The organism is Streptosporangium vulgare (genome assembly GCF_042428775.1).
Classification (GTDB): domain Bacteria; phylum Actinomycetota; class Actinomycetes; order Streptosporangiales; family Streptosporangiaceae; genus Streptosporangium; species Streptosporangium vulgare.
The window spans coordinates 1-18,648 of sequence record NZ_JBHMBS010000024.1; the positions used below are offsets into that span (position 1 = coordinate 1).

General features: G+C 71.8%; 17 protein-coding genes. 10 read left to right on the forward strand and 7 right to left on the reverse strand.

Annotated features, from left to right (window positions below; all coding sequences use genetic code 11):
* Positions 1-567 precede the first annotated feature (567 nt).
* Genes ACFFRH_RS34090 through ACFFRH_RS34120 form a run of 7 tightly spaced genes read left to right on the forward strand, consistent with a single transcriptional unit; the run spans position 568 to position 7,419 of the window.
* On the forward strand, positions 568-1,662 hold the full coding sequence (locus ACFFRH_RS34090; protein ID WP_386161513.1) for an inositol-3-phosphate synthase: 1,095 nt from the start codon (positions 568-570) through the stop codon (positions 1,660-1,662).
* Entirely contained in the window at positions 1,662-2,555 is an 894-nt protein-coding gene (locus ACFFRH_RS34095; protein WP_344745533.1) for an SCO3242 family prenyltransferase, read from the forward strand. The genes ACFFRH_RS34090 and ACFFRH_RS34095 overlap by 1 nt, the downstream gene beginning before the upstream one ends.
* The gene (locus ACFFRH_RS34100) at positions 2,552-3,424 is read left to right on the forward strand and encodes a sugar phosphate isomerase/epimerase family protein (RefSeq protein ID WP_344745532.1); all 873 of its coding nucleotides are present in this window, start codon (positions 2,552-2,554) and stop codon (positions 3,422-3,424) included. Before ACFFRH_RS34095 ends, ACFFRH_RS34100 begins: the two co-directional genes overlap by 4 nt.
* Positions 3,421-4,065, forward strand: a complete 645-nt coding sequence (locus tag ACFFRH_RS34105) for an EboA domain-containing protein (RefSeq protein ID WP_344745530.1) — start codon at positions 3,421-3,423, stop codon at positions 4,063-4,065. Before ACFFRH_RS34100 ends, ACFFRH_RS34105 begins: the two co-directional genes overlap by 4 nt.
* Positions 4,065-4,919 carry a TatD family hydrolase gene (locus tag ACFFRH_RS34110; protein WP_344745529.1) on the forward strand — a complete coding sequence of 285 codons (855 nt, stop codon included), beginning with the start codon at positions 4,065-4,067 and terminating at the stop codon, positions 4,917-4,919. Before ACFFRH_RS34105 ends, ACFFRH_RS34110 begins: the two co-directional genes overlap by 1 nt.
* A complete protein-coding gene (gene eboE, locus ACFFRH_RS34115; RefSeq protein WP_344745528.1) occupies positions 4,919-6,046 on the forward strand; it encodes a metabolite traffic protein EboE in 1,128 nt (375 codons plus the stop codon). Before ACFFRH_RS34110 ends, eboE begins: the two co-directional genes overlap by 1 nt.
* Positions 6,043-7,419: an alkaline phosphatase family protein gene (locus ACFFRH_RS34120; RefSeq protein ID WP_344745526.1), complete on the forward strand. Its 1,377-nt coding sequence runs from the start codon at positions 6,043-6,045 to the stop codon at positions 7,417-7,419. The genes eboE and ACFFRH_RS34120 overlap by 4 nt, the downstream gene beginning before the upstream one ends.
* A gap of 254 nt (positions 7,420-7,673) precedes the next feature.
* On the opposite strand, the gene ACFFRH_RS34125 is transcribed toward ACFFRH_RS34120, so the two are convergent.
* Entirely contained in the window at positions 7,674-8,291 is a 618-nt protein-coding gene (locus ACFFRH_RS34125) for a TetR/AcrR family transcriptional regulator (protein WP_386161517.1), read from the reverse strand.
* Positions 8,292-8,358: 67 nt separating this feature from the next.
* On the opposite strand from ACFFRH_RS34125, the gene ACFFRH_RS34130 reads away from it, so the two are divergent.
* Positions 8,359-8,721: a YybH family protein gene (locus ACFFRH_RS34130; protein ID WP_386161519.1), complete on the forward strand. Its 363-nt coding sequence runs from the start codon at positions 8,359-8,361 to the stop codon at positions 8,719-8,721.
* A gap of 115 nt (positions 8,722-8,836) precedes the next feature.
* Positions 8,837-9,550 (forward strand): SDR family NAD(P)-dependent oxidoreductase, encoded by a 714-nt coding sequence (locus tag ACFFRH_RS34135; RefSeq protein ID WP_344745523.1) that lies wholly within the window; start codon positions 8,837-8,839, stop codon positions 9,548-9,550.
* A gap of 64 nt (positions 9,551-9,614) precedes the next feature.
* On the opposite strand, the gene ACFFRH_RS34140 is transcribed toward ACFFRH_RS34135, so the two are convergent.
* The gene (locus ACFFRH_RS34140; RefSeq protein ID WP_344745522.1) at positions 9,615-10,700 is read right to left on the reverse strand and encodes a Gfo/Idh/MocA family protein; all 1,086 of its coding nucleotides are present in this window, start codon (positions 10,698-10,700) and stop codon (positions 9,615-9,617) included.
* Between the two features lie 155 nt (positions 10,701-10,855).
* Positions 10,856-11,452 carry a CGNR zinc finger domain-containing protein gene (locus tag ACFFRH_RS34145; RefSeq protein WP_344745521.1) on the reverse strand — a complete coding sequence of 199 codons (597 nt, stop codon included), beginning with the start codon at positions 11,450-11,452 and terminating at the stop codon, positions 10,856-10,858.
* 59 nt (positions 11,453-11,511) lie between these two features.
* On the opposite strand from ACFFRH_RS34145, the gene ACFFRH_RS34150 reads away from it, so the two are divergent.
* On the forward strand, positions 11,512-11,922 hold the full coding sequence (locus ACFFRH_RS34150) for a YybH family protein (protein ID WP_344745520.1): 411 nt from the start codon (positions 11,512-11,514) through the stop codon (positions 11,920-11,922).
* A gap of 313 nt (positions 11,923-12,235) precedes the next feature.
* Here ACFFRH_RS34150 and ACFFRH_RS34155 read toward each other — a convergent pair whose 3' ends face one another.
* From ACFFRH_RS34155 to ACFFRH_RS34170, 4 genes are all read right to left on the reverse strand, one after another.
* A complete protein-coding gene (locus ACFFRH_RS34155) occupies positions 12,236-13,105 on the reverse strand; it encodes a hypothetical protein (protein ID WP_344745519.1) in 870 nt (289 codons plus the stop codon).
* A gap of 334 nt (positions 13,106-13,439) precedes the next feature.
* Positions 13,440-14,429 (reverse strand): matrixin family metalloprotease, encoded by a 990-nt coding sequence (locus ACFFRH_RS34160; protein ID WP_344745518.1) that lies wholly within the window; start codon positions 14,427-14,429, stop codon positions 13,440-13,442.
* Between the two features lie 323 nt (positions 14,430-14,752).
* Positions 14,753-15,538 (reverse strand): bulb-type lectin domain-containing protein, encoded by a 786-nt coding sequence (locus tag ACFFRH_RS34165; protein ID WP_344745517.1) that lies wholly within the window; start codon positions 15,536-15,538, stop codon positions 14,753-14,755.
* Between the two features lie 191 nt (positions 15,539-15,729).
* Complete coding sequence (locus ACFFRH_RS34170; protein ID WP_344745516.1) at positions 15,730-18,621, reverse strand: AfsR/SARP family transcriptional regulator; 2,892 nt, start codon at positions 18,619-18,621, stop codon at positions 15,730-15,732.
* Between the last annotated feature and the right edge of the window lie 27 nt (positions 18,622-18,648).

Below are 18,648 nucleotides of genomic sequence, written 5' to 3' on the forward strand. Positions count from 1 at the left end.
CCGACGCGCTGGCCATCATCCGCAAGCTCAACGCCATCACCCCGCCCACCGCGGCCTTCGACGCCGCCTTCTCCTCGGACTGAATCTCCGGACCGAATCCCCGGACGGGAACCCGGCCTGAAACTCCAGGCCGGAACCCGGCTGGAAAGCCGGTCCGAAACGGAACCGAGACCCTCTCGGGGCGTACCTCTCGGGCCGGACTTCCCGGCCCGAGGCTCCTGGCCGAGCTCGCTGACAGGATTTTCTTCCGTTCAGCTGGTCTGGCGGAAAAATATACCCCTGAGACATATATCCGTAATATCCGCACAACGTACGATTCCTTGCACAAGCGGGTCGGACCTCCCGGCTCGACCCGCAGCGGGGTCGTCTCCTCCGTTTCAACGACCACGTATACCCGCCGTGACATCCCCTCCGACCGGACGGCCGAAAAGGTGATGTCATCGGCGCCGTCCGGCCTCGGCCGGGCGGATGAAGATTGTCATCCCCAGGAGTCGACTCACCACAGGAGGCCAGATGCGTACGGGAGTGTGGCTGGTAGGAGCACGAGGTTCCGTCGCCGTCACAAGTGTGATCGGAGCGCTAGCGGTGCGCGCCGGTCTCGCCCAGCCGACGGGCTGCGTCACGGAACTCCCCGAGTTCGGCGGCGCCGGACTGCCAGGTCTGGGAGACCTGGTGTTCGGTGGGCACGACATCGTGCCCACCCCGCTGGAGAAGAAGGCGGCCGCGCTCGCCGGAGCCGGGATCGTCCCGGCCAGGCTGGTCGAGGCCCTGCGCGAGGAGCTCGCCGGCGTCGAGGAGAACCTGCGGCAGGTGCCGCTCGCGGACAACCAGGCCGCGACCGCGGAGCTGATCAGCGCCGACATCACCGAGTTCCGGCTGCGGCACGGCCTGGAACGGGTCGTCGTCATCAACGTCTCGACCACCGAGCCGGCACCCGAGCCCCATCCGGCGTACGCCGACCTGGAGCTGCTGGAGGCCGAGCTGGCGGTCTCCCAGGACCTGCTGCCGCCCAGCGCCCTGACGGCGTACGCCGCCTTCCGCGCGGGCTGTCCCTACGTGGACTTCACCCCCTCGACGGGCGCCAGGCTGCCCGCCCTGGACCGGCTCGCCGGTCTGGCGGGGCTGCCGTACGGCGGCCACGACGGCAAGACCGGCGAGACGCTCGTCAAGTCGGTGCTCGCCCCGATGTTCGCCCAGCGCAACCTGCGGGTCCGCACCTGGTCGGGGATGAACCTCCTCGGCGGGGGAGACGGCGCCAACCTCGCCGACCCCGCGGCCAACGCCGCCAAGGCCGCCAGCAAGCAGCGGGTGCTGGGCGAGACGCTCGGCTACACCCCGCAGGGCGAGACCCGCATCGAGTACGTGGAGGACATCGGCGACTTCAAGACCGCGTGGGACCTCGTCACCTTCGAGGGGTTCCTGGGTACGCCCATGCGTATGGAGTTCACCTGGCACGGCTGCGACTCCGCCCTCGCCGCGCCCCTGATCCTGGACCTGGCGAGGCTCACCGCGGCGGCGCACCGCTCCGGCCGCACCGGTCCGCTGGGCGAGCTGGCCTTCTTCTTCAAGGACCCGCTCGGGGTGGTGCCGCACGCGCTGGCCGACCAGTGGCGGGTGCTGCGGGAGTTCGCCGGCACCCTCGGCGGAGAGGAACCGGTCTGATGCCGTCGCTGCGCGACCTCACGGAGCTCGTGCGCGCCCCCGCCGCCCTGTCCGTACCCGGTGACGTCGTCGCCGGGGCCGCCGCCGGGCAGGTGCTCGGCGGCAGGACCCTCGGCCTGGCCTGCTCCTCGGTCTGCCTGTACTGGGCGGGGATGGCCGCCAACGACTGGGCCGACCGCCACCTGGACGCGGTGGAACGCCCGGAGCGGCCGATCCCGTCCGGCCGGGTGTCGCCCGGCGCCGCGCTCGGGATCGCCGCCGGGCTCACCGTCGCCGGTCTGGCGGCGGCCGGGCTCTCCGGCGGTCGCCGGGCACTCGCGGTCGCCGTCCCGCTCGCCGCCGCCGTCTGGTCGTACGACCTGGTGGCGAAGAACACGGCGGCGGGACCGCTGGCGATGGCGCTCTGCAGGGGGCTCGACGTGCTGCTGGGCGCGACCCCCGGGCGGAGCGTCGCGGACGCGCTGCCCTCGGCCTTCACCGTCGCCGCCCACACCTACCTGCTCACCGCGCTGTCGCGCGCAGAGGTCTCCGGCTCCGACCGGCGCCTGCCGGTGGCGACCCTGGCCGGTACCGTCGCGCTCGCGGTGGCCACCGCCCTGGGCCGCGGCGACGCCTCGCCGAAGCCGCAGACCGCGCGCGCGGCGCAGGTGGTGCGGATCGTGCAAGCGGGACTCACCGGCTGGTACGCCGCCAGGTTCGGCCTGTCCCAGGCCCAGGCGGTCGCCGAGCCGTCGGCCTCCCGGATGCGGGCCGCCGTCGGCACCGGCATCGTCGCGCTGCCCGCCCTGCAGGGCGCGCTCGTCGCCCGCAGCGGCGCCACCCGTGAGGGCATCGTGGTCGCGGCCGCCGTCCCGCTCGGCCGGGCCCTCGCCAGGAAGGTGTCCCCCACGTGAGCCCCGCCGGCACAGGCACGAGCGCCGGGCCGAGGTTCGGCTACGGCACCAACGGCTTCGCCAACCACCGGCTCGCCGACGCGCTCCGGGTCATCGCCGACCTCGGCTACCAGGGGGTCGCGCTCACGCTCGACCACGACCACCTGGACCCGTACGAGGAGGGGCTGGCGGGCAGGGTCGCGGCCACGGCCGACCTGCTGCGCGACCTCGGGCTCGGCGTGGTCGTCGAGACCGGCGCCCGCTACCTGCTGGACCCGTGGCACAAGCACGCCCCCACGCTGCTGCACGACGAGCGCGAGACGCGCCTGGACTTCCTGAACCGGGCGGTCGCCATCGGCGCCGACCTGGGGGCCGAGGCGGTGTCGTTCTGGGCGGGGGTGCGCCCGGAGACGGTCGACGAGGCCACGGCCTGGGCCAGGCTCGTCGACGGCTGCGCCCGGCTCGCCGAGACGGCCGACGCCGCCGGCGTGCCGCTGGGCTTCGAACCCGAGCCCGGCATGCTCGTCGAGTCGATCGCCGGGTGGCGCAAGCTGCACGCCGAGCTCGGCGAGCCCGCGGGGTTCGGCATCACGCTGGACATCGGCCACTGCCGCTGCCTCGAACCCGACCCGGTCCCCGACTGCGTCACGGCCGTCGCCGGCCATCTGGTCAACGTGCAGATCGACGACATGCGCCGCGGCGTGCACGAGCACCTGGAGTTCGGCGAGGGAGAGATCGACTTCCCTCCCGTGCTGCGCGCCCTGACCGAGTGCGGCTACCGGGGCCTCGTCGCGGTCGAACTGCCCCGCCACTCGCACGCCGCGCCGCAGGTGGCCGCCCGATCCCTGGACTTCCTGCGCGCGGCCGCCGCAGAAGGGACGAACGCATGACACCGGAACCGAGCACCCAGGGCATCCAGGCGGACGCCCTGCTGGCGGCGCTCGACCAGGAGTGGCTCGGCGAGGCCCGGGAGGGCGTCGCCGCCAAACCCGAGAGCGTCACGCGCCACTTCGCCTCCGCGGGACGGCGCGCCGGACGGGCACCGCTGCCGGACGCTCCCGGCTGGACCGCCGACGAGGCGGCGAGGGCCGTCCTGCTCGCCGCGCTCCCGCCGGAGGCGGTGGCCGGGCAGGTCGCGGACCTCTACCGGTACGGCGACGCCGACGAGAAGCGCGCCGTGCTCAAGGCCCTGCCGCTGCTGCCCGTCGGCGCGGAGGCGGTGCCGCTCCTGCACGACGCGATCCGCACCAACGACACCCGCCTGGTGGCCGCCGCGCTCGGCCCCTACGCCGGCCACCTCGACCAGACCATGTGGCGGCAGGCGGTGCTCAAGTGCGTGTTCATGGGCGTGCCGCTCGCCGCCGTGGACCGGCTCGACGAGCGGGCCGACGCGGAACTGGCCGGGATGCTGGCCGCGTTCGCCGAGGAGCGCGCCGCGGCCGGGCGCCACACCCCCGATGACGCGACCGCCCTGCTCGGCCGCCTGACCAGCGAGAAGCCCGACCGTCCGACCAGCGAGAAGGAGGCCTGATGCGGATCTTCGACCCGCACATCCACATGACGTCGCGCACCACCGACGACTACGCCAGGATGGCCGCCGCCGGGGTGCTCGCCATCGTGGAGCCCGCCTTCTGGCTGGGCCAGCCGCGCACCAACCCCGGCTCGTTCACCGACTACTTCGACTCGCTGATCGGCTGGGAGCCGTACCGCGCGGGGCAGTTCGGCATCCTGCACCACGCCACCATCGCGCTGAACCCGAAGGAGGCCGGGGACCCGCGCTGCCGGCCCGTGCTCGACCTGCTCCCGCGCTACCTGGAGAAGGACCGCGTCGTCGCGGTCGGCGAGATCGGCTACGACTCGATGACCCCCGCCGAGGACGACGCCTTCGAACGGCAGCTCGCGATGGCCGTCGACCACGAGCTGCCCGCGCTCGTGCACACCCCGCACCGCGACAAGGCCAGGGGCACCCAGCGCACCCTCGACGTCGTCGCCTCGTCCGGCATCGCGCCCGGCCGGGTCGCCGTCGACCACCTCAACGAGGTCACCGCCGGGATCGTGCACGACTCGGGCTGCTGGATGGGCTTCTCCATCTACCCCGAGACCAAGATGTCACCGCCCCGCATGGTGGAGATCCTGCGCGAGCACGGCCTGGAGCGGGTGCTGGTCAACTCCGCCGCCGACTGGGGCGTGTCCGACCCGCTGCTCACCCTGGAGACCGGCAGGGCGATGCTGGAGGCCGGGTTCAGCGAGGACGACGTCGACCGGGTGCTCTGGCGCAACCCCGTGGAGTTCTACGGCCAGTCGGGACGCCTGGACCTGTCCGAGGTCGCCGGGGCGCGGGAGGCCACGTTCGAGGGCAGTTCCATCAAGCGCGGAGGGTCTTGATGCGGCTGCGTCACCCCGGCGGCCGGGCGCTGCACCTCAGCTACTGCACCAACGTGCACCCGGCCGAGGACCTCGACGGCATCGTCGAGCAGCTCGACACGTACGCGGTGCCGATCCGCGCCCGTCTCGGCGCCGAGACGCTCGGGCTCGGGCTCTGGCTGGCCGCGCCCGTCGCCGCCGCGCTCGCCGCCGACCCCGCGCTGCTGGCCGGGTTCCGCCGCGAGCTGGACGCGCGGGAGCTGGAGGTCGTCACGCTCAACGGCTTCCCCTACCGCTCGTTCCAGGACCCGGTGGTCAAGCACGCGGTCTACCACCCCGACTGGACCACTCCCGAACGGCTCGCCTACACCCTCGACCTGGCGAACGTCCTGGCCGCGCTGCTGCCGGACGACGCCGCCAGGGGGTCGATCTCCACGCTCCCGCTCGCCTGGCGCGACCCCTGGGACGAGGAGATGTCACGCCTCGCCATGAGCAGGCTCGACGAGCTCGCCACCGGGCTCGCCGCCGTCGAGTCCGCCACCGGCCGCGTCATCCGGGTCGCGTTCGAACCCGAGCCCGGCTGCGTGGTGGAGACCACCGACCAGGCCGTACGCGCCCTGTCCGGCGTCGACACCGACCGGCTCGGCATCTGCCTGGACCTCGCCCACCTGGCGTGCGCCTGGGAACGGCCCGCCGACGCGCTGCGCCGGTACGCCGAGGCGGGCCTGCCCATCGTCAAGGTCCAGGTCTCCGCCGCCCTGGAGAGCGACGACCCGGAGACGCTGCGCGAGTACGTCGAGCCGCGCTTCCTGCACCAGACCCGCAACGCGGCCGGCGACGACGCCGACGACCTCGACGAGGCGTTCGAGCGGAAGCTGCCCGGACCGTGGCGGGTCCACTACCACGTACCGCTGCACGTCGCCCCGGAGGCGCCGCTCGCCACCACCGCGCCGGTGCTCCGCGAGGCCCTCGCGGAGCTGGTCGGCGGCCCCGAGCCGTTGTGCGACCACTTCGACGTGGAGACCTACACCTGGGGCGTGCTGCCACCCGCGCTGCGTCCGCAGACCCCCGACCAGCTCGCGGCGGGCATCGCCGACGAGCTGGACTTCGCCCGCGCCGAGATGCGCGATCTTGGAGTGAAAGCATGACATCGTTGTTGGTCCTCGACGTAGTGGGGCTCACCCCGAGGCTGCTGGCGCACATGCCGAGGCTGCGCGCCGTCGCCGACGGCGGCTTCCAGGCCGAGCTCGGCACCGTGCTGCCCGCCGTCACCTGCTCGGCCCAGTCGACCTTCCTCACCGGCGTCGCGCCCACCGAGCACGGCGTCGTCGGCAACGGCTGGTACTTCCGCGAGCTCGGCGAGGTCTTCCTGTGGCGCCAGCACAACGCGCTGGTCGGCGGGGACAAGCTGTGGCACGCCGCCCGGCGCGAGCGGCCCGGCTTCACCGTGGCCAACGTGTGCTGGTGGTACGCGATGGGCGCCGACGTCGACTGGACGGTCACCCCCCGGCCCATCTACCGGGCCGACGGGCGCAAGGACCCCGACTGCTACACCTACCCGCCGGAGCTGCACGACGAGCTCACCGGCAAGCTGGGCGACTTCCCGCTGTTCACCTACTGGGGCCCGGGGGCGGGCATCGCCTCGTCCACCTGGATCTGCCGCGCCACCGAGCAGATCATGAAGGACCACGACCCGGACCTCACCCTGGCGTACGTGCCGCACCTCGACTACGACCTGCAGCGGTTCGGCCCGTCCGACCCGCGCTCGGCCGCGGCCGCCTCCGAGCTCGACACCGTGCTCGCCCCCCTGCTGGACGCCGCCGTCGCGCGCGGGACCACCGTGGTGGCCCTGTCGGAGTACGGGATCACCGACGTCTCCCGCCCGGTCGACGTCAACCGGCTGCTGCGGACCGAGGGGCTGCTGGAGGTCTACACCCAGGACGGCATGGAGTATCTCGACCCCTGGACCTCCCGCGCGTTCGCCGTCGCCGACCACCAGGTGGCCCACGTCTACGTCGCCGACCCCGCCGACATCCCGGCCGTCGCCAAGCTCTGCGCGGGCCTGCCCGGCGTCGCCGAGGTGCTCGACGAGGAGGGCAAGGCGAGGAACGGGCTCGCGCACCCGCGGGCCGGGGAGCTGGTCCTCGTCGCCGAGCCCGACTCCTGGTTCACCTACTACTACTGGCTCGACGACGCCCGGCGTCCCGACTTCGCCAACCTGGTCGAGATCCACCGCAAGCCCGGCTACGACCCCGCCGAGCTGTTCTTCGACCCCGCCGCCCCCGGCGCCGCCAAGCGCAGGGCCGCCGTGGCGCTGCTGCGCAAGAAGACCGGCATGCGCTACACGATGAACGTCGTCGGCCTCGACGCGGGCGCCCGCGCCATCCGGGGCTCGCACGGCCGTCTGCCCGACAACCCCCTCGACGGGCCGGTGCTGCTCTGCTCCGACCCGTCCGTGGCCAGCGACCGGATCGCCGCCACCGAGGTGAAGGATCTGCTGCTCCAGCTGTCACTGCGCTGAGCGGCTCCCCGACGGCGCCGCCCGCCTGTGCCTGTCACCCCCCGGGCGGGCGGCGCTCTCCACCTTCTTCCCGCACGCCTTCCGGACGGGATCCCGGCCGCGTCCGGGTTCCCGTCCGGCGCTCGGCCGTTCACCCGGGTCGTCGGCCCGCTCGGGCCGAGAGGATCTTCCGGTATGCCGGGTTGGTGCCCAGAGGACCGTCCTGACGTGTCGAGCTCGTGCGAGGGCCGTCCTGACGGGCCGAGGAGGACGTCCTAGACGGCGGCCGCCCGCTCCGGTGGGCGGGCGCCCAGCAGGGCCAGGCAGTTGAGCCACATGGTGTCGAGGCCCTGGGTGTCGTTGTACAGCTTCGCGAAGAGCACCTGGCCCTCGATCTGCGCGACCACGGCCCGGGCGGCCGCGGTGCTGTCGGCCACGGTGACCTCGCCCCGCTCGCGCGCCTCCTCGACGACGGACCGCACCATGCCGACCTGGGCGTCGAAGATCTCCTGCAGGCGGACGCGGATCGGCTCGGTCCGGTTGCTCAGCTCCAGCGTGAGGTTGCCGAACATGCAGCCGGAGACGGTGCCGCACGACTGCTTGCCGGCGCGCTGCTCGGCCGCGGTCGCCTCGAACAGCCGGCGCAGCCGCTCCAGGGGGGCGCCGTCGCCGCCGAGGATCACCTTCCAGCCGTCGCGCTCCTCGGTCCACTCCTCGTCGATGACGGCCCGGACCAGTGCTTCCTTGGACTCGAAGAAGTAGTAGAAGCTGCCCTTCGGGACGCCCGCGGCCTTGCAGATCTCCGCCACGCCGAGCGCGGAGTACCCGTTCAGCTCGATCAGCCGCCGCGCGGTGGTGAGGATCTTCTCCCTGGCGTCACTGGTCCGTCCCATGTGACAAGTGTACGACCGGTCGTCTATGTTCCCAAATAGACCGGTCGTCTATAAACGGAGGGTAGTCATGAGTCATCCGATGCGCGCGATCCTGGAGCGATGGAAGGCCGCGTTCGACGGCCACCGGCCGGACGCGATGGCCGAGCTGTTCACCGACGACGCGCTGTTCCTGGGCTTCCTCCCGGAGCCGGTGTCCGGCCGGGAGGCCGTGCGCGCCTACTACGAGGCCGTCCCGCCCGGTCGTACGGCCGAGGTGGGGGCCCTGCGCACCTACGCGCTCGGGGAGGCGGTGGCGGGCGGTTTCGCCGCCGTCACGTTCCTCGGTGGCGACGAGGGCGCGGTGCCGGTGAACCTCTCCCTCGTCCTGGTGCGCGACGGCGACGCATGGCGCATCCGGCACTACCACGTCTCGCGCGTCCTCGGCCGGTAGCCGGAACGCCCTCGGAGGCTCCCCGGCTCCGAAGGCGTTCCACGGGTTTTGACGAATACTAGACCGGTCGTCTACTTTGAAGTAGTAGACCAGTCGGCTAGTAGGGAGTCATCGCATGAGCACGCAGGAACAGAAGGTCGCGATCATCACTGGGGCCTCCCAGGGCATCGGCGCGGGCCTCGTCGCCGCCTACCGTGGGCTGGGTTACGCCGTCGTCGCGACGTCACGCTCCATCACGCAGCCCGAGGACCCGGAGATCCTCGCCGTCCAGGGCGACATCGCCGACCCCGGCACCGCCGACAGGGTCGTCGACACCGCGATCGGGAAGTTCGGCCGCCTCGACACCCTGGTCAACAACGCCGGGATCTTCGTCGCCAAGCCGTTCACCGACTACACCGACGACGACCTCGCGACCTACCTCGGGATCAACCTGGCCGGGTTCTTCCAGGTCACCAGGCGGGCCGTCCCGCACCTGCTCGCCCACGGCGGCGGCCACATCGTCAGCATCACCACCAGCCTGGTCGACCACGCCAACTCCAGCGTGCCGTCGGTGCTCGCGTCGCTCACCAAGGGCGGCCTGCAGTCGGCCACGAAGTCGCTCGCGATCGAGTACGCCGGTCGCGGGCTGCGGGTCAACGCGGTGTCGCCGGGCGTCATCCGGACCCCGATGCACGCGCCGGAGACGCACGAGGCCATGGCCGCCCTGCATCCGGTCGGCCGCCTGGGCGAGATCTCCGACATCACCGACGCCGTGGTCTACCTGGAGAACGCGCCGTTCGTGACGGGCGAGATCCTGCACGTCGACGGTGGCCAGAGCGCGGGTCACTGACCTTCTCCGCCGTACCGCGTCGGACCGCCCGGTCGCCCGGCCGTGTCGGGCGGCCCGGCGAGTGCTACCGCGCCCAGGCCTCGCGGCCGGTGGTCACGTCGGCGCCGGTACGCAGCGACTCCCCGATCGCCAGGCCGATCAGGTGGTCCTGGCAGCCGTCGGCCAGGGAGTAGGGCTCCGGGGCCTCGCCCCGGCACCAGGACGTCATCCGGCACAGGAGCGAGACGACGGCCAGGTCGTCCTCGGAGAAGTGCGCGCCCCGGTACTCGTTGCGGTAGACCACGCGCCCGTCGAAGCTGATGTGGTCGAGTTCGCGGCCCTCCAGGTTCAGGTCGATCCCGGTCTGGCGCCGGGTGAGCCGCGACTCCACCGGGGTCCTCGGGTCGGCCAGGCGCACCACGCTGTCGTCCACGATCTCTCCCAGCGATCCCCGGACGACGACGCGCCGGGCGCGCAGCGGGTTCCACCACTGGTTGTCGGTGAAGTCGTAGAGCCCCATCCCCTCGGCGAACCCCAGGGTGGCGATCGTGGTGGCCGCCTCCTTCGGCGTGGAGTCGCCCGTCCAGCCGTCCCTGGACAGCGGGTCGGCCAGCGGGGCGGTGAACGAGCGCGCCGTCACCGTGGTCTCCCCGAAACCGGCCCCGAGCAGGTGCCGGATCAGGGACACGGCGTGGTACAGGTGCGTCGAGGAGATCTGCGCGGAGGTCACCTGCCCGATGACCCCCTCGCGCACGAGCGCCAGCCTCGCCGCGTGCCCCGGCATGTACGAGTACTGCTCGGCGACCTGCACCAGGCCGCTGGACCCGACGGCCGCCCACAGGTCGCGCAGCCCGTCCAGGTCGGCCGCGGGAGGCGTCTCGGCCAGCACCGGCACGCCGAACCCCACCAGTTCCTTCGTCACCTCGGGGGTGACCGGCCACGGCACCGACGGGATGACGAACTCGGGACGTCCGGCCGCGAGCATCTCCTCGACGGAACGGAACGCCGGCACACCCCAGGCGGCCTCGACCTCGGCGCCGCGCTCCCGCGACCTGGTCACCACGCCGGACACCGACAACCGCTCGGGCAGCTGCCTGGCCAGGCGTACGAAGAACTCCGAACGCCACCCGCTGCCGACCAGCCCGAAACGTCCCGCCGTCTGTGAGGTCATCGCACTTCCTTGGGAGGGGGGTCCACGTCGTGACCCGCCGGGACGGGTCCGTCAGGTCCCGGCGGGTCACGACGCGAGTGTCGGACAGGAGACTACTCGGACCGGTCGGCGTACCTCGGAAGGCATGCCCCCGGAGACTTGCTCCTGAAGGGGCGTCAGCCCGCCGGGTGGCGGTCGCGGCGGGTGCGGAGCTTGTGGCGGTTGCCGCAGCGCTCCATCGAGCACCAGCGCCGCGCCCCGGGACGTGAGGTGTCGAGGAAGAGCAGGGCGCAGCGCTCGCCCCCGCACATCCTGATCCGGTCGAGGGCCGGTCCGCCGAACACCTCGACGGCGTCGCGGGCCACGGCGGAGAGGAACTGCGCCCCGGTGACGGGGGAGGCCCAGGAGCGCTCCAGGGCGGGGCCGATGACCGGGGCGGGCGGCGGCGCGGCGGCGGCCTCGTTCAGCGTGGCGAGGTCGGCCGCCGAGAAGGCGCGCGAGCCCGAGGCGGCGGTCGCGGCGAGCCGCTGGAGGGCGGCGCGCAGGCGGAGCGTGGCGGCGAGGTCGCCGGCGGAGACCTGGACGAGGTCGCCGAGACCGGCCCGGGAGTGCGGAATCCAGGCGGCGAGGTCGCCGGGCGTGTGGAGCCGCTCCCACCGCGCGAGCTCTCCCTCGCCCCCGGTGACGAGAAGCTCCAGGCAGAGCGTGCCGGCGTCGAACCTGAAGCTCCTCCTGCCGGGGGCGGTGAGCTCCATGCCGTTTGCCAGGGTCATGGGTCGAGTGTAACACTGACACTGGTTAAACCGGTGTCAGCGAGAGAGAGGGTACGGCGATGAGCCCTGAGCGTGAGCGGACCGAGCGCGAGTCGATCGAGCGCGAGCTGGTCGAGCTGTCCGAGCGGGCCTGGGAGGCCAACAGGAACGGCGACGCGGATTTCTACGACCGCTTCCTCACCGAGACGCCGCTGAGCGTGTCGCAGTGGGGCATCATGGACGACCGGAAGGCGATCCTGCGGGGGTTCGCCGAGAACCGGAACCCGTACACGCGCACGGAGCTGAGCGACCACCGGGTGATCGTGCTGGGCGACGGCAGTGCGACCCACACCGCCACCGTGGAGATCGACGTGCTCGTCAACGGCACGGACAAGCAGACCATGAGGGTCTTCGCCACCACCGCGCTGACCCGCCACGACGGCGAGTGGAAGGCGGCCCTGTTCCAGATCAGCCCGGCGCCCGCCGGGTGAGGGGCGTCCCTGCCGGGTGACCATCGGGGTGACGCGACTCCATGAGCGCTTCTCGCGAGCCCGCCGCTTCGGATGGCATTTGTGTCATAAAGGGCAATTGCTCGAAATGAGAATGTTCCCCGTGTGTTTCACTGCCGGTGTGGGCGAATCGTCCACACCGGCAGTGTTCGCTACCTGTGCTTGACGCCGCATGATCCATTCTTGATGAAAGGATCTCCGGTTTCGGAGGCATCGCGGGGCAGGCCCATCGGCATCGCTCCGTCCCCGCTCCGGATCCTCTTCGCCCCGGCCGCCATCCTCGTCCTGCGGAGACCTACTGCCGTACCGGCCACGCGGTCACCAGGCGGACCCACGCGCGCCGGAGGGGTTCGCCGTCCAACCGGAACTCCTGCTGCTCGGCGCGGTCCGGATATCCGTATTCCGTCTCCAGCCGGTCGGTGGTGCCGCGCACTCCGCGCTTGCACTGGTCGCCGGTGTACACGGCCTTCACCATCACCAGCGCCTTGGGGAACAGCTCCGCGCTGAGCTCGTACAGGAAAACCTTCAACCGGGCCTTGCACCCGTCGCAGGGGCCGATGTTGCCGACCAGGAACACGGTCACCGAACGGGGATAGCCGTCCCACGCCTGGAGTTCCTGGTACGCCGCCACCTCCCCGCGGTCGGTGTCGGCCTGCCAGGCGCGTTCCTGCTCCGGCCCCCATATCTGCGGAGGGAGGGGGAGCGGATCCGGATCGGAGCGCACCCGCTCGTACTCGCGGGCCCGCAGGTCCGACGCCGCCGCCTCCCGGCTGTTCCGCCAGACCTGGTGCCGCTGGACGATCTGTTCCCGCAACAGGGCCTTGCTCTGCTTCCAGTCGGTCAGCCAGCGCCAGGCCTGCTCCAGGCTGACCACCTCGGAGTCGGCCAGCGAGACGTTCGCCTCCTTGTCGGAGACGTAGTAGGGCCTGCGAGGCTCGCGGGCGTCGGGCCTCGGGTCGGTGAGCGCGAAGCGCAGGCTCCTGCCGGCCACCGCGTAGCCGTCGTAGCCGCTGTAGGGCAGGGTGCGGTGCACCGGCACGTGGTCGAACAGGATGACGGCCTCGGAGAAAACCCCTTTGTTTTCCGCCTTGATTCTCTGGTCTATACCGCGAAGACTTTCGGCGATCACCCGGTTCTCGTTCAGGGCGGGAATGAATGGAATCATATGGTGCTCCCCAGGGCGCTGGCCGTTCAGGCATCCTCGGCTTCACCATTTCCGGGGAGAACGCCATTGTCAAGCAATCGGTGACGGCTCCCGGCCTTTACTGACTTTCGATTTTCTCGGTCAGGTGGCTCGGCGGTCAAACGGGTCCGGCCGGGCAGGCGCCGATCGTATGCCCTTTTTCCTTCCCTCGGTGAAGGCGCCGCCCACCGCCTTGCGGCAGGGGGCGCCGACGGAAACCACGCGCTGAAACAGTTCCCACAACTCGTCGGGGACCGGTCGCCGAGGAAACGCGTCCACGCCATGTGCGACGAGCGGCCGCCGAGTGGGTCACGCCCTAACGGTAGACGGAGTAGATCGACTGGAGCAGCGCCGAGTTCTCCCCGCCGATGTCCTGCCTGGAGGGCGCGTAGGCGTACATGACGTCACCGCTCCACATGTTGTGGCCCAGGCCCAGTACGTGGCCCAGCTCGTGGATGACGGTGCTGTTGCGCTGCGCGGCCGTCAGGTTGGGGGCGTCGTTGAGGTGTACCTCCGCGCCGATGATGGCTCCGTAGTTCGGCGGGACGTAGTAGTGGGTGGTGCGTCCCCACCAGCCGGTGTCACCGTAGTTGGCGGAGTACACGTTGACACAGAAGGCGTCGTTGAGCACGTCGCAGTGGCCCCCGTAGCGGTACCAGCTGTCGATGTTGGGAACGACGTTCCACTTGTACACGGCGGCGTCCGTCGGCCATGCCGCGCTCGAGTAGTCGCTGAACATCACCACCGGGTTTCCCCGGCCCAGGTTCCGCCAGTACGAGACCGGGCAGGTGACACTCCGTGCCTGGCCGTAGGCGCAGTCGTCCGCCGCCGCGGTCCCGACGTCGGACTTCGTCCGGGACTCGAGGGCGTGGGAGGTCACCTTGACGTTCCGCTTCCCCTCCTCGCGCAGCGAGGCGGCGAGCCGCTCGGGGGCCACGCCCTGCGCGGGCGTGTAGGTGTCCACCCGTACGGTCCCGTCGGGAAGCGACTCCGTGGCGGTCACCTCCATGACGGGAGTCGTGTTCACCGGGGCCTTGGCCTTCTCCGCACGTTCCTGAGCGATCTTCTCGGCGATCTGCTCGTCGGTCAGTTTCGGATAGTCGGCCAGGTTCGTTTCGGGGCTGCCGGCCTTCGCGGGCAGTTTCCGGGCGTCCGTATTTCCGGGCGCCTCAGGGGAGGGGAAGCCGGGTTCCGCGACGGGTCTGTCGTGGCCGGGGTCGGCATACGCGCCGGTGGTGGTGGCCATCGCGACGGCCGCCAGCGCGGCGGCCGAGACGAGCGTGGTACGAAGCCGGAGAGAGGGCATCTGAGTTCTTCTTTCTGAGAACCGATTCGAGGGTCGATCGCCCTGGGCCGGTCGAAGGTTCGTCGCCCGGTTCAGGTATCGGCGATCTGCTTGCAGAAGGGGTGGCCGGGATTTCCGGGATTACTGTGACGTGCGGGCGTTGACGTCGTGAATCTTGTGAGGAAGGGGGCGGCCGTTCATTCGGGCTGCGCGGGAAACCACTCGGGCTGCGGGGGAAACCACTCGGGCTGTGCGGGCTGTGCGGGTTGTGCGGGAAACCCTCTTGGTGGGGGTGCCGCCGTCCCCGTCGGCGGCACCCCCACCCCGGTTTCCCGGGCGGCCTCCTACCTGGTCCAGGCCGCCTCGCCGTCGACGGTGCGGATGACGAGGTTGCCGTCGTCCTGCAGGTAGAGCGTGCCGCCGGGAGCGCTCTTGCCGCTGCTCCACAGGGCCTTGCCCGAGGTGGAACGGACGACGAAGTTGCCGTCCTTCTGCATGTGGGCGAACGCCGAGGGGTTGCCGCCCGTCTCGGTGTGCCACAGCACCCGCTTCGCCTCGTTGAGGAGGACCAGGTTGCCGTCGGCCTGCATGTGAAGGAGGTACTTGCGGTTCAGTGACCGGAGGTAGTCACCCGCCTTGAGCGACTCGTCGGTGGCCAGCCTCCAGGACGTGCTCTTCCAGGACCACAGCGCCTTGCCGGAACCCGACCGGATGACCACGTCGCCGTCGTCCCGCAGGGTCAGCCTGACGCCCGTGCCACTCGTCCTGCTGGTCCACAGGGCCTTGCCCGAGGCGGAGCGGACGACGAAGTTCCCGTCCTTCTGCAGGTAGGCGAAAGCCCCCGCGCCCGCCGTCCTCGACTCCCACAGCGCCTGCTCCCCGTCACGGACGACGAGGTTGCCGTCCTTCTGCATGTAGAGCCTGAACCGCTGGTTCGGAGACCGCAGATAGTCGTCGGCCTCGAGCTTCTCGTCGACGTCGAGACTGGAGCCGAGCGACGTGGGGACCCCGACGGCACCGGCCGCCTTCTCCGGCGGCCCGGCCACCGCCTGAGCGGCTTGAACCGCCGGCAGCACGGCGAGCGCCACCACCGACGTGACCAGGACGACCCTGGAGAGGTTGAAAGACATGCGTTACCGCTCCTTCTGACTGATGGGATGTCGGCTCGTCCTCGCGGAGGCATGCCAAGGAGACCGCGCATGCGTCGTTCGGCACGCGAGGACGCGCCCGGGGAAGACCGTAGGGACGCGCGCCCACATGTCACCGACAGGCCGCCGACGTATCACCGACGAACTCCCCGCCGGACCCCCGGCGGGGACGGTCAGAGGTGGCGTTCGATGATCTCGGGGGTCGGCGGGTGGTCGGCGGCCACCACGGCGTCCCTCTCCTCGGCGCCGATGAGGCGGAGGGTGAGGAGGATCTCGGCGGAGCGGCGCCAGCACCGCCGGGCCTCGTCGTCCTCGCCCAGGTCGTGCAGGGCCCGTCCGAGCCCCCACAGATGTTCGGCCTCCCAGTAGGTGCCCGCGAGACCTTCCTGGTGGTCGAGGGCGAGAGTCTCCTCGAAGAGGACGGCCGCCTGCTTCGCCTCGCCCGCCAGCCGGTGGCCTTCGGCGAGGTTGCCCAGGGCGGCCGCCGCCGCCAGGGTGTCCCCGCTGTCGCGGAGGAAGGCGATCGAGCGGGTGTGGGCGTCGATCGCCTCCCGGTGGCGGCCGGCGTGCTGGTAGGTGACCCCGAGGTTGGACAGGGCCCCGCCCTGCAGGTAGGGGTCACCGTGCTCGCGGAACCCGTCGAGCGCCTGGAGGTAGTGACCGATCGCGTTCTCGAAGTCGCCCAGCCGCCGGTAGACGCCGCCGAGCCCTTCGAGCTGGGTGGCCGCGCGGTGGTGGTTGCCCATCCGGCGGTAGACCTCCAGCGACCGCCGCAGATCGTCGATCGCCTCGCGCAGGTGCCCCAGCCGCGACAGGGCCCAGCCCCGGTCGCTGTAGGCGAGGGCGAGATGATCCGGCTCGCCGGAGCTCTCGGCCGAGCGGACCGCCGTGGTGAAGAGTTCGAGCTGGTCACCCCACCGGCCCCGGTCGTACAGCGGGAAGGCGAAGGCCGCGGCCAGCGCGGCGGCCACCTCGTGGTCGGACGCCCTGGTCGCCTGGGCGACGACGGCGAGCACGTTGCACGTCTCGGCGTCGGTCCACCGGTAGACGTGTTCCTTGGTGGTCAGCCCCACGTCCTGGGAGGACGGCACCTGGACACCCACCTCCGTACGCCATCTCGCCTTCGGGCGGACCAGGCCGGTGGCGGTGCGCGCGGTGGCGACGTAGTGGTGCCACACGCGTTCGACGGCCCGCACCAGATACTCCCGGCTCTCCTGCTCCGCGGCCCTCTCACGGGCGAACAGGCGCAGCAGGTCGTGCATGGCGTACCGGCCTGGGGCGGGGTTCTCCACCAGTTGCATGTCCACGAGCCGGTCGAGGAGCTCCTCGGCCCGCTCGTGGGGGACGGCGGCCAGGGCCGCGGCCACCGGGACGGAGACGCCGGGAAGGTCGAGCGCGCCGAGCAGGCGGAAGACGCGGGCGGCGTCGGCGTCGTCGTGGTTCGCCGTCAGGTCCTGGTAGCTGACCATGAAACTCGCCCGGACGGCATGGTCGTCGACCCGCAGTTCCGACAGGCGGCGGTGCTCGGTGGCGAGCCGGTCGGCGAGGGTGGAGATCCGCCAGGCAGGCCGGTTGGTGAGCCGGGCCGCGGCGATGCGCACGGCGAGCGGAAGGTTCCCGCACTGCCGTACGACCTCGGCGGCGGGTCCCGGCTCCTCGGCCACCCGGGTGGAGCCGACCAGGCGGGCGAAGAGCGACAGCGCCTCCTCGTCCGGCAGCATGCCCAGCCGCTGGTGCGCCACCCCGTCCAGCGAGCCGAGCGCCCTGCGGCTGGTGATCAGCACGCCGCAGCCGTCACCGCCCGGCAGCAGCAGCCGTACCTGCGCCGCGTCGCGGGCGTTGTCCAGGACGACGAGCACCCGCCTGCCGCTGGTGAAGGACCGAAAACGCCCGGCGGCCTCCTCCACCTCGGTGGGGATGGCGGATTCGGCCGCGCCGAGGGAGCGCAGGAAGCGCCGGAGCACCTCCTGCGGTTCCAGCGGCTCCGCGTTCGGCGTGGCACCGTGCAGGTTGACGTAGAGCAGGCCGTCGGGGAACCGCTCGGCGACCCCGTGCGCGGCGTGTACGGCCAGCGCGGACTTGCCCGTCCCGCCCGCGCCGACGACGGCGACCCTTCCGGGCCCGTCTCCTGTGAGCACGTCGTGAAGAAGGCGCAGCTCGCTCCGGCGTCCGACGAACGTCGCCGCGTCCGCCGGAAGCTCCGCGGGGACCGGAGGACCGTCGTGGCCGCCGTCCGCCCGCGCCACCTCGCGGGTGGAGGGGGCGATCGCCGTCCTGGCCGCGGCGGGGGAGAGGGCGAGTTCCGGGTCGTCGGAGAGGATGGCCCGGTGCAGGCGGCGCAGCTCGCCCCCGGGATCGACGCCCAGCTCCTCACGGAGCAGCGCGACGACGCTCTCGTACGCCCGCAGCGCCTCGGCCTGCCGCCCGGATCGGTGCAGCGCGAGCATCAGCTGGGCCCAGAACGGTTCGCGCAACGGGTGGGCGGCGGTGACCGTCCGGAGTTCGGCGACCAGCTCGTCGTGGCGGCCGAGCCGGAGACCCACGTCGAACCAGCGCGCCTGCACCCGCAGGTGCTCCTCGGTCAGCCACGCCACCTCGACCTGGTGCAGAGAGGCCGACGGCACGTTGGCCAGGATGGGCCCCCGGCTGAGCGTGAGAGCCCGCCTGAGCAGGGCGCCCTCCTCCTCGGCGTCACCCGCCTCCGCCGCGCGGCTCACGAGGTCCTGGAACCGCGCGAGATCGAGGGTGTCCGGAGTCACCTCGATGCCGTAGCCGTGGTCACGAGTCCGGATCGGGGAGCGGCCTTCGAGACCGGCGCCGGCCTGGAGGGTGCCGCGCAGCCGGCCGACATGGGCCTGCACCGCCGCGCGCGTTCCCTCCCTCTCCGCGGTGCCGTCCCAGATCCGCTCGATCAGCAGGTCGAGCGAGACGGGCCGGTTGGCGTGCAGTAGCAGCGTCGCCAGCACGACCCGCTGCTTGACCGCCGAGACCGGAACCACCAGGCCCTCACGCGTCACCTCCAGCGGTCCCAGCACCCCGAACCGAACTTCCTCGCCTCTGGTCACCCGTTCCCCCGTCTGACCTGTGTACGA

Coding starts and splice junctions, on each gene's coding strand:
- ACFFRH_RS34125 (WP_386161517.1), bottom strand. CDS start 8,291: ATGGGACGGACCAGTGACGCCAGGGAGAAGATCCTCACCACCGCGCGG.
- eboE (WP_344745528.1), top strand. CDS start 4,919: ATGCGGCTGCGTCACCCCGGCGGCCGGGCGCTGCACCTCAGCTACTGC.
- ACFFRH_RS34155 (WP_344745519.1), bottom strand. CDS start 13,105: ATGATTCCATTCATTCCCGCCCTGAACGAGAACCGGGTGATCGCCGAA.
- ACFFRH_RS34120 (WP_344745526.1), top strand. CDS start 6,043: ATGACATCGTTGTTGGTCCTCGACGTAGTGGGGCTCACCCCGAGGCTG.
- ACFFRH_RS34165 (WP_344745517.1), bottom strand. CDS start 15,538: ATGTCTTTCAACCTCTCCAGGGTCGTCCTGGTCACGTCGGTGGTGGCG.
- ACFFRH_RS34150 (WP_344745520.1), top strand. CDS start 11,512: ATGAGCCCTGAGCGTGAGCGGACCGAGCGCGAGTCGATCGAGCGCGAG.
- ACFFRH_RS34135 (WP_344745523.1), top strand. CDS start 8,837: ATGAGCACGCAGGAACAGAAGGTCGCGATCATCACTGGGGCCTCCCAG.
- ACFFRH_RS34160 (WP_344745518.1), bottom strand. CDS start 14,429: ATGCCCTCTCTCCGGCTTCGTACCACGCTCGTCTCGGCCGCCGCGCTG.
- ACFFRH_RS34145 (WP_344745521.1), bottom strand. CDS start 11,452: ATGACCCTGGCAAACGGCATGGAGCTCACCGCCCCCGGCAGGAGGAGC.
- ACFFRH_RS34110 (WP_344745529.1), top strand. CDS start 4,065: ATGCGGATCTTCGACCCGCACATCCACATGACGTCGCGCACCACCGAC.
- ACFFRH_RS34095 (WP_344745533.1), top strand. CDS start 1,662: ATGCCGTCGCTGCGCGACCTCACGGAGCTCGTGCGCGCCCCCGCCGCC.
- ACFFRH_RS34130 (WP_386161519.1), top strand. CDS start 8,359: ATGAGTCATCCGATGCGCGCGATCCTGGAGCGATGGAAGGCCGCGTTC.
- ACFFRH_RS34140 (WP_344745522.1), bottom strand. CDS start 10,700: ATGACCTCACAGACGGCGGGACGTTTCGGGCTGGTCGGCAGCGGGTGG.
- ACFFRH_RS34105 (WP_344745530.1), top strand. CDS start 3,421: ATGACACCGGAACCGAGCACCCAGGGCATCCAGGCGGACGCCCTGCTG.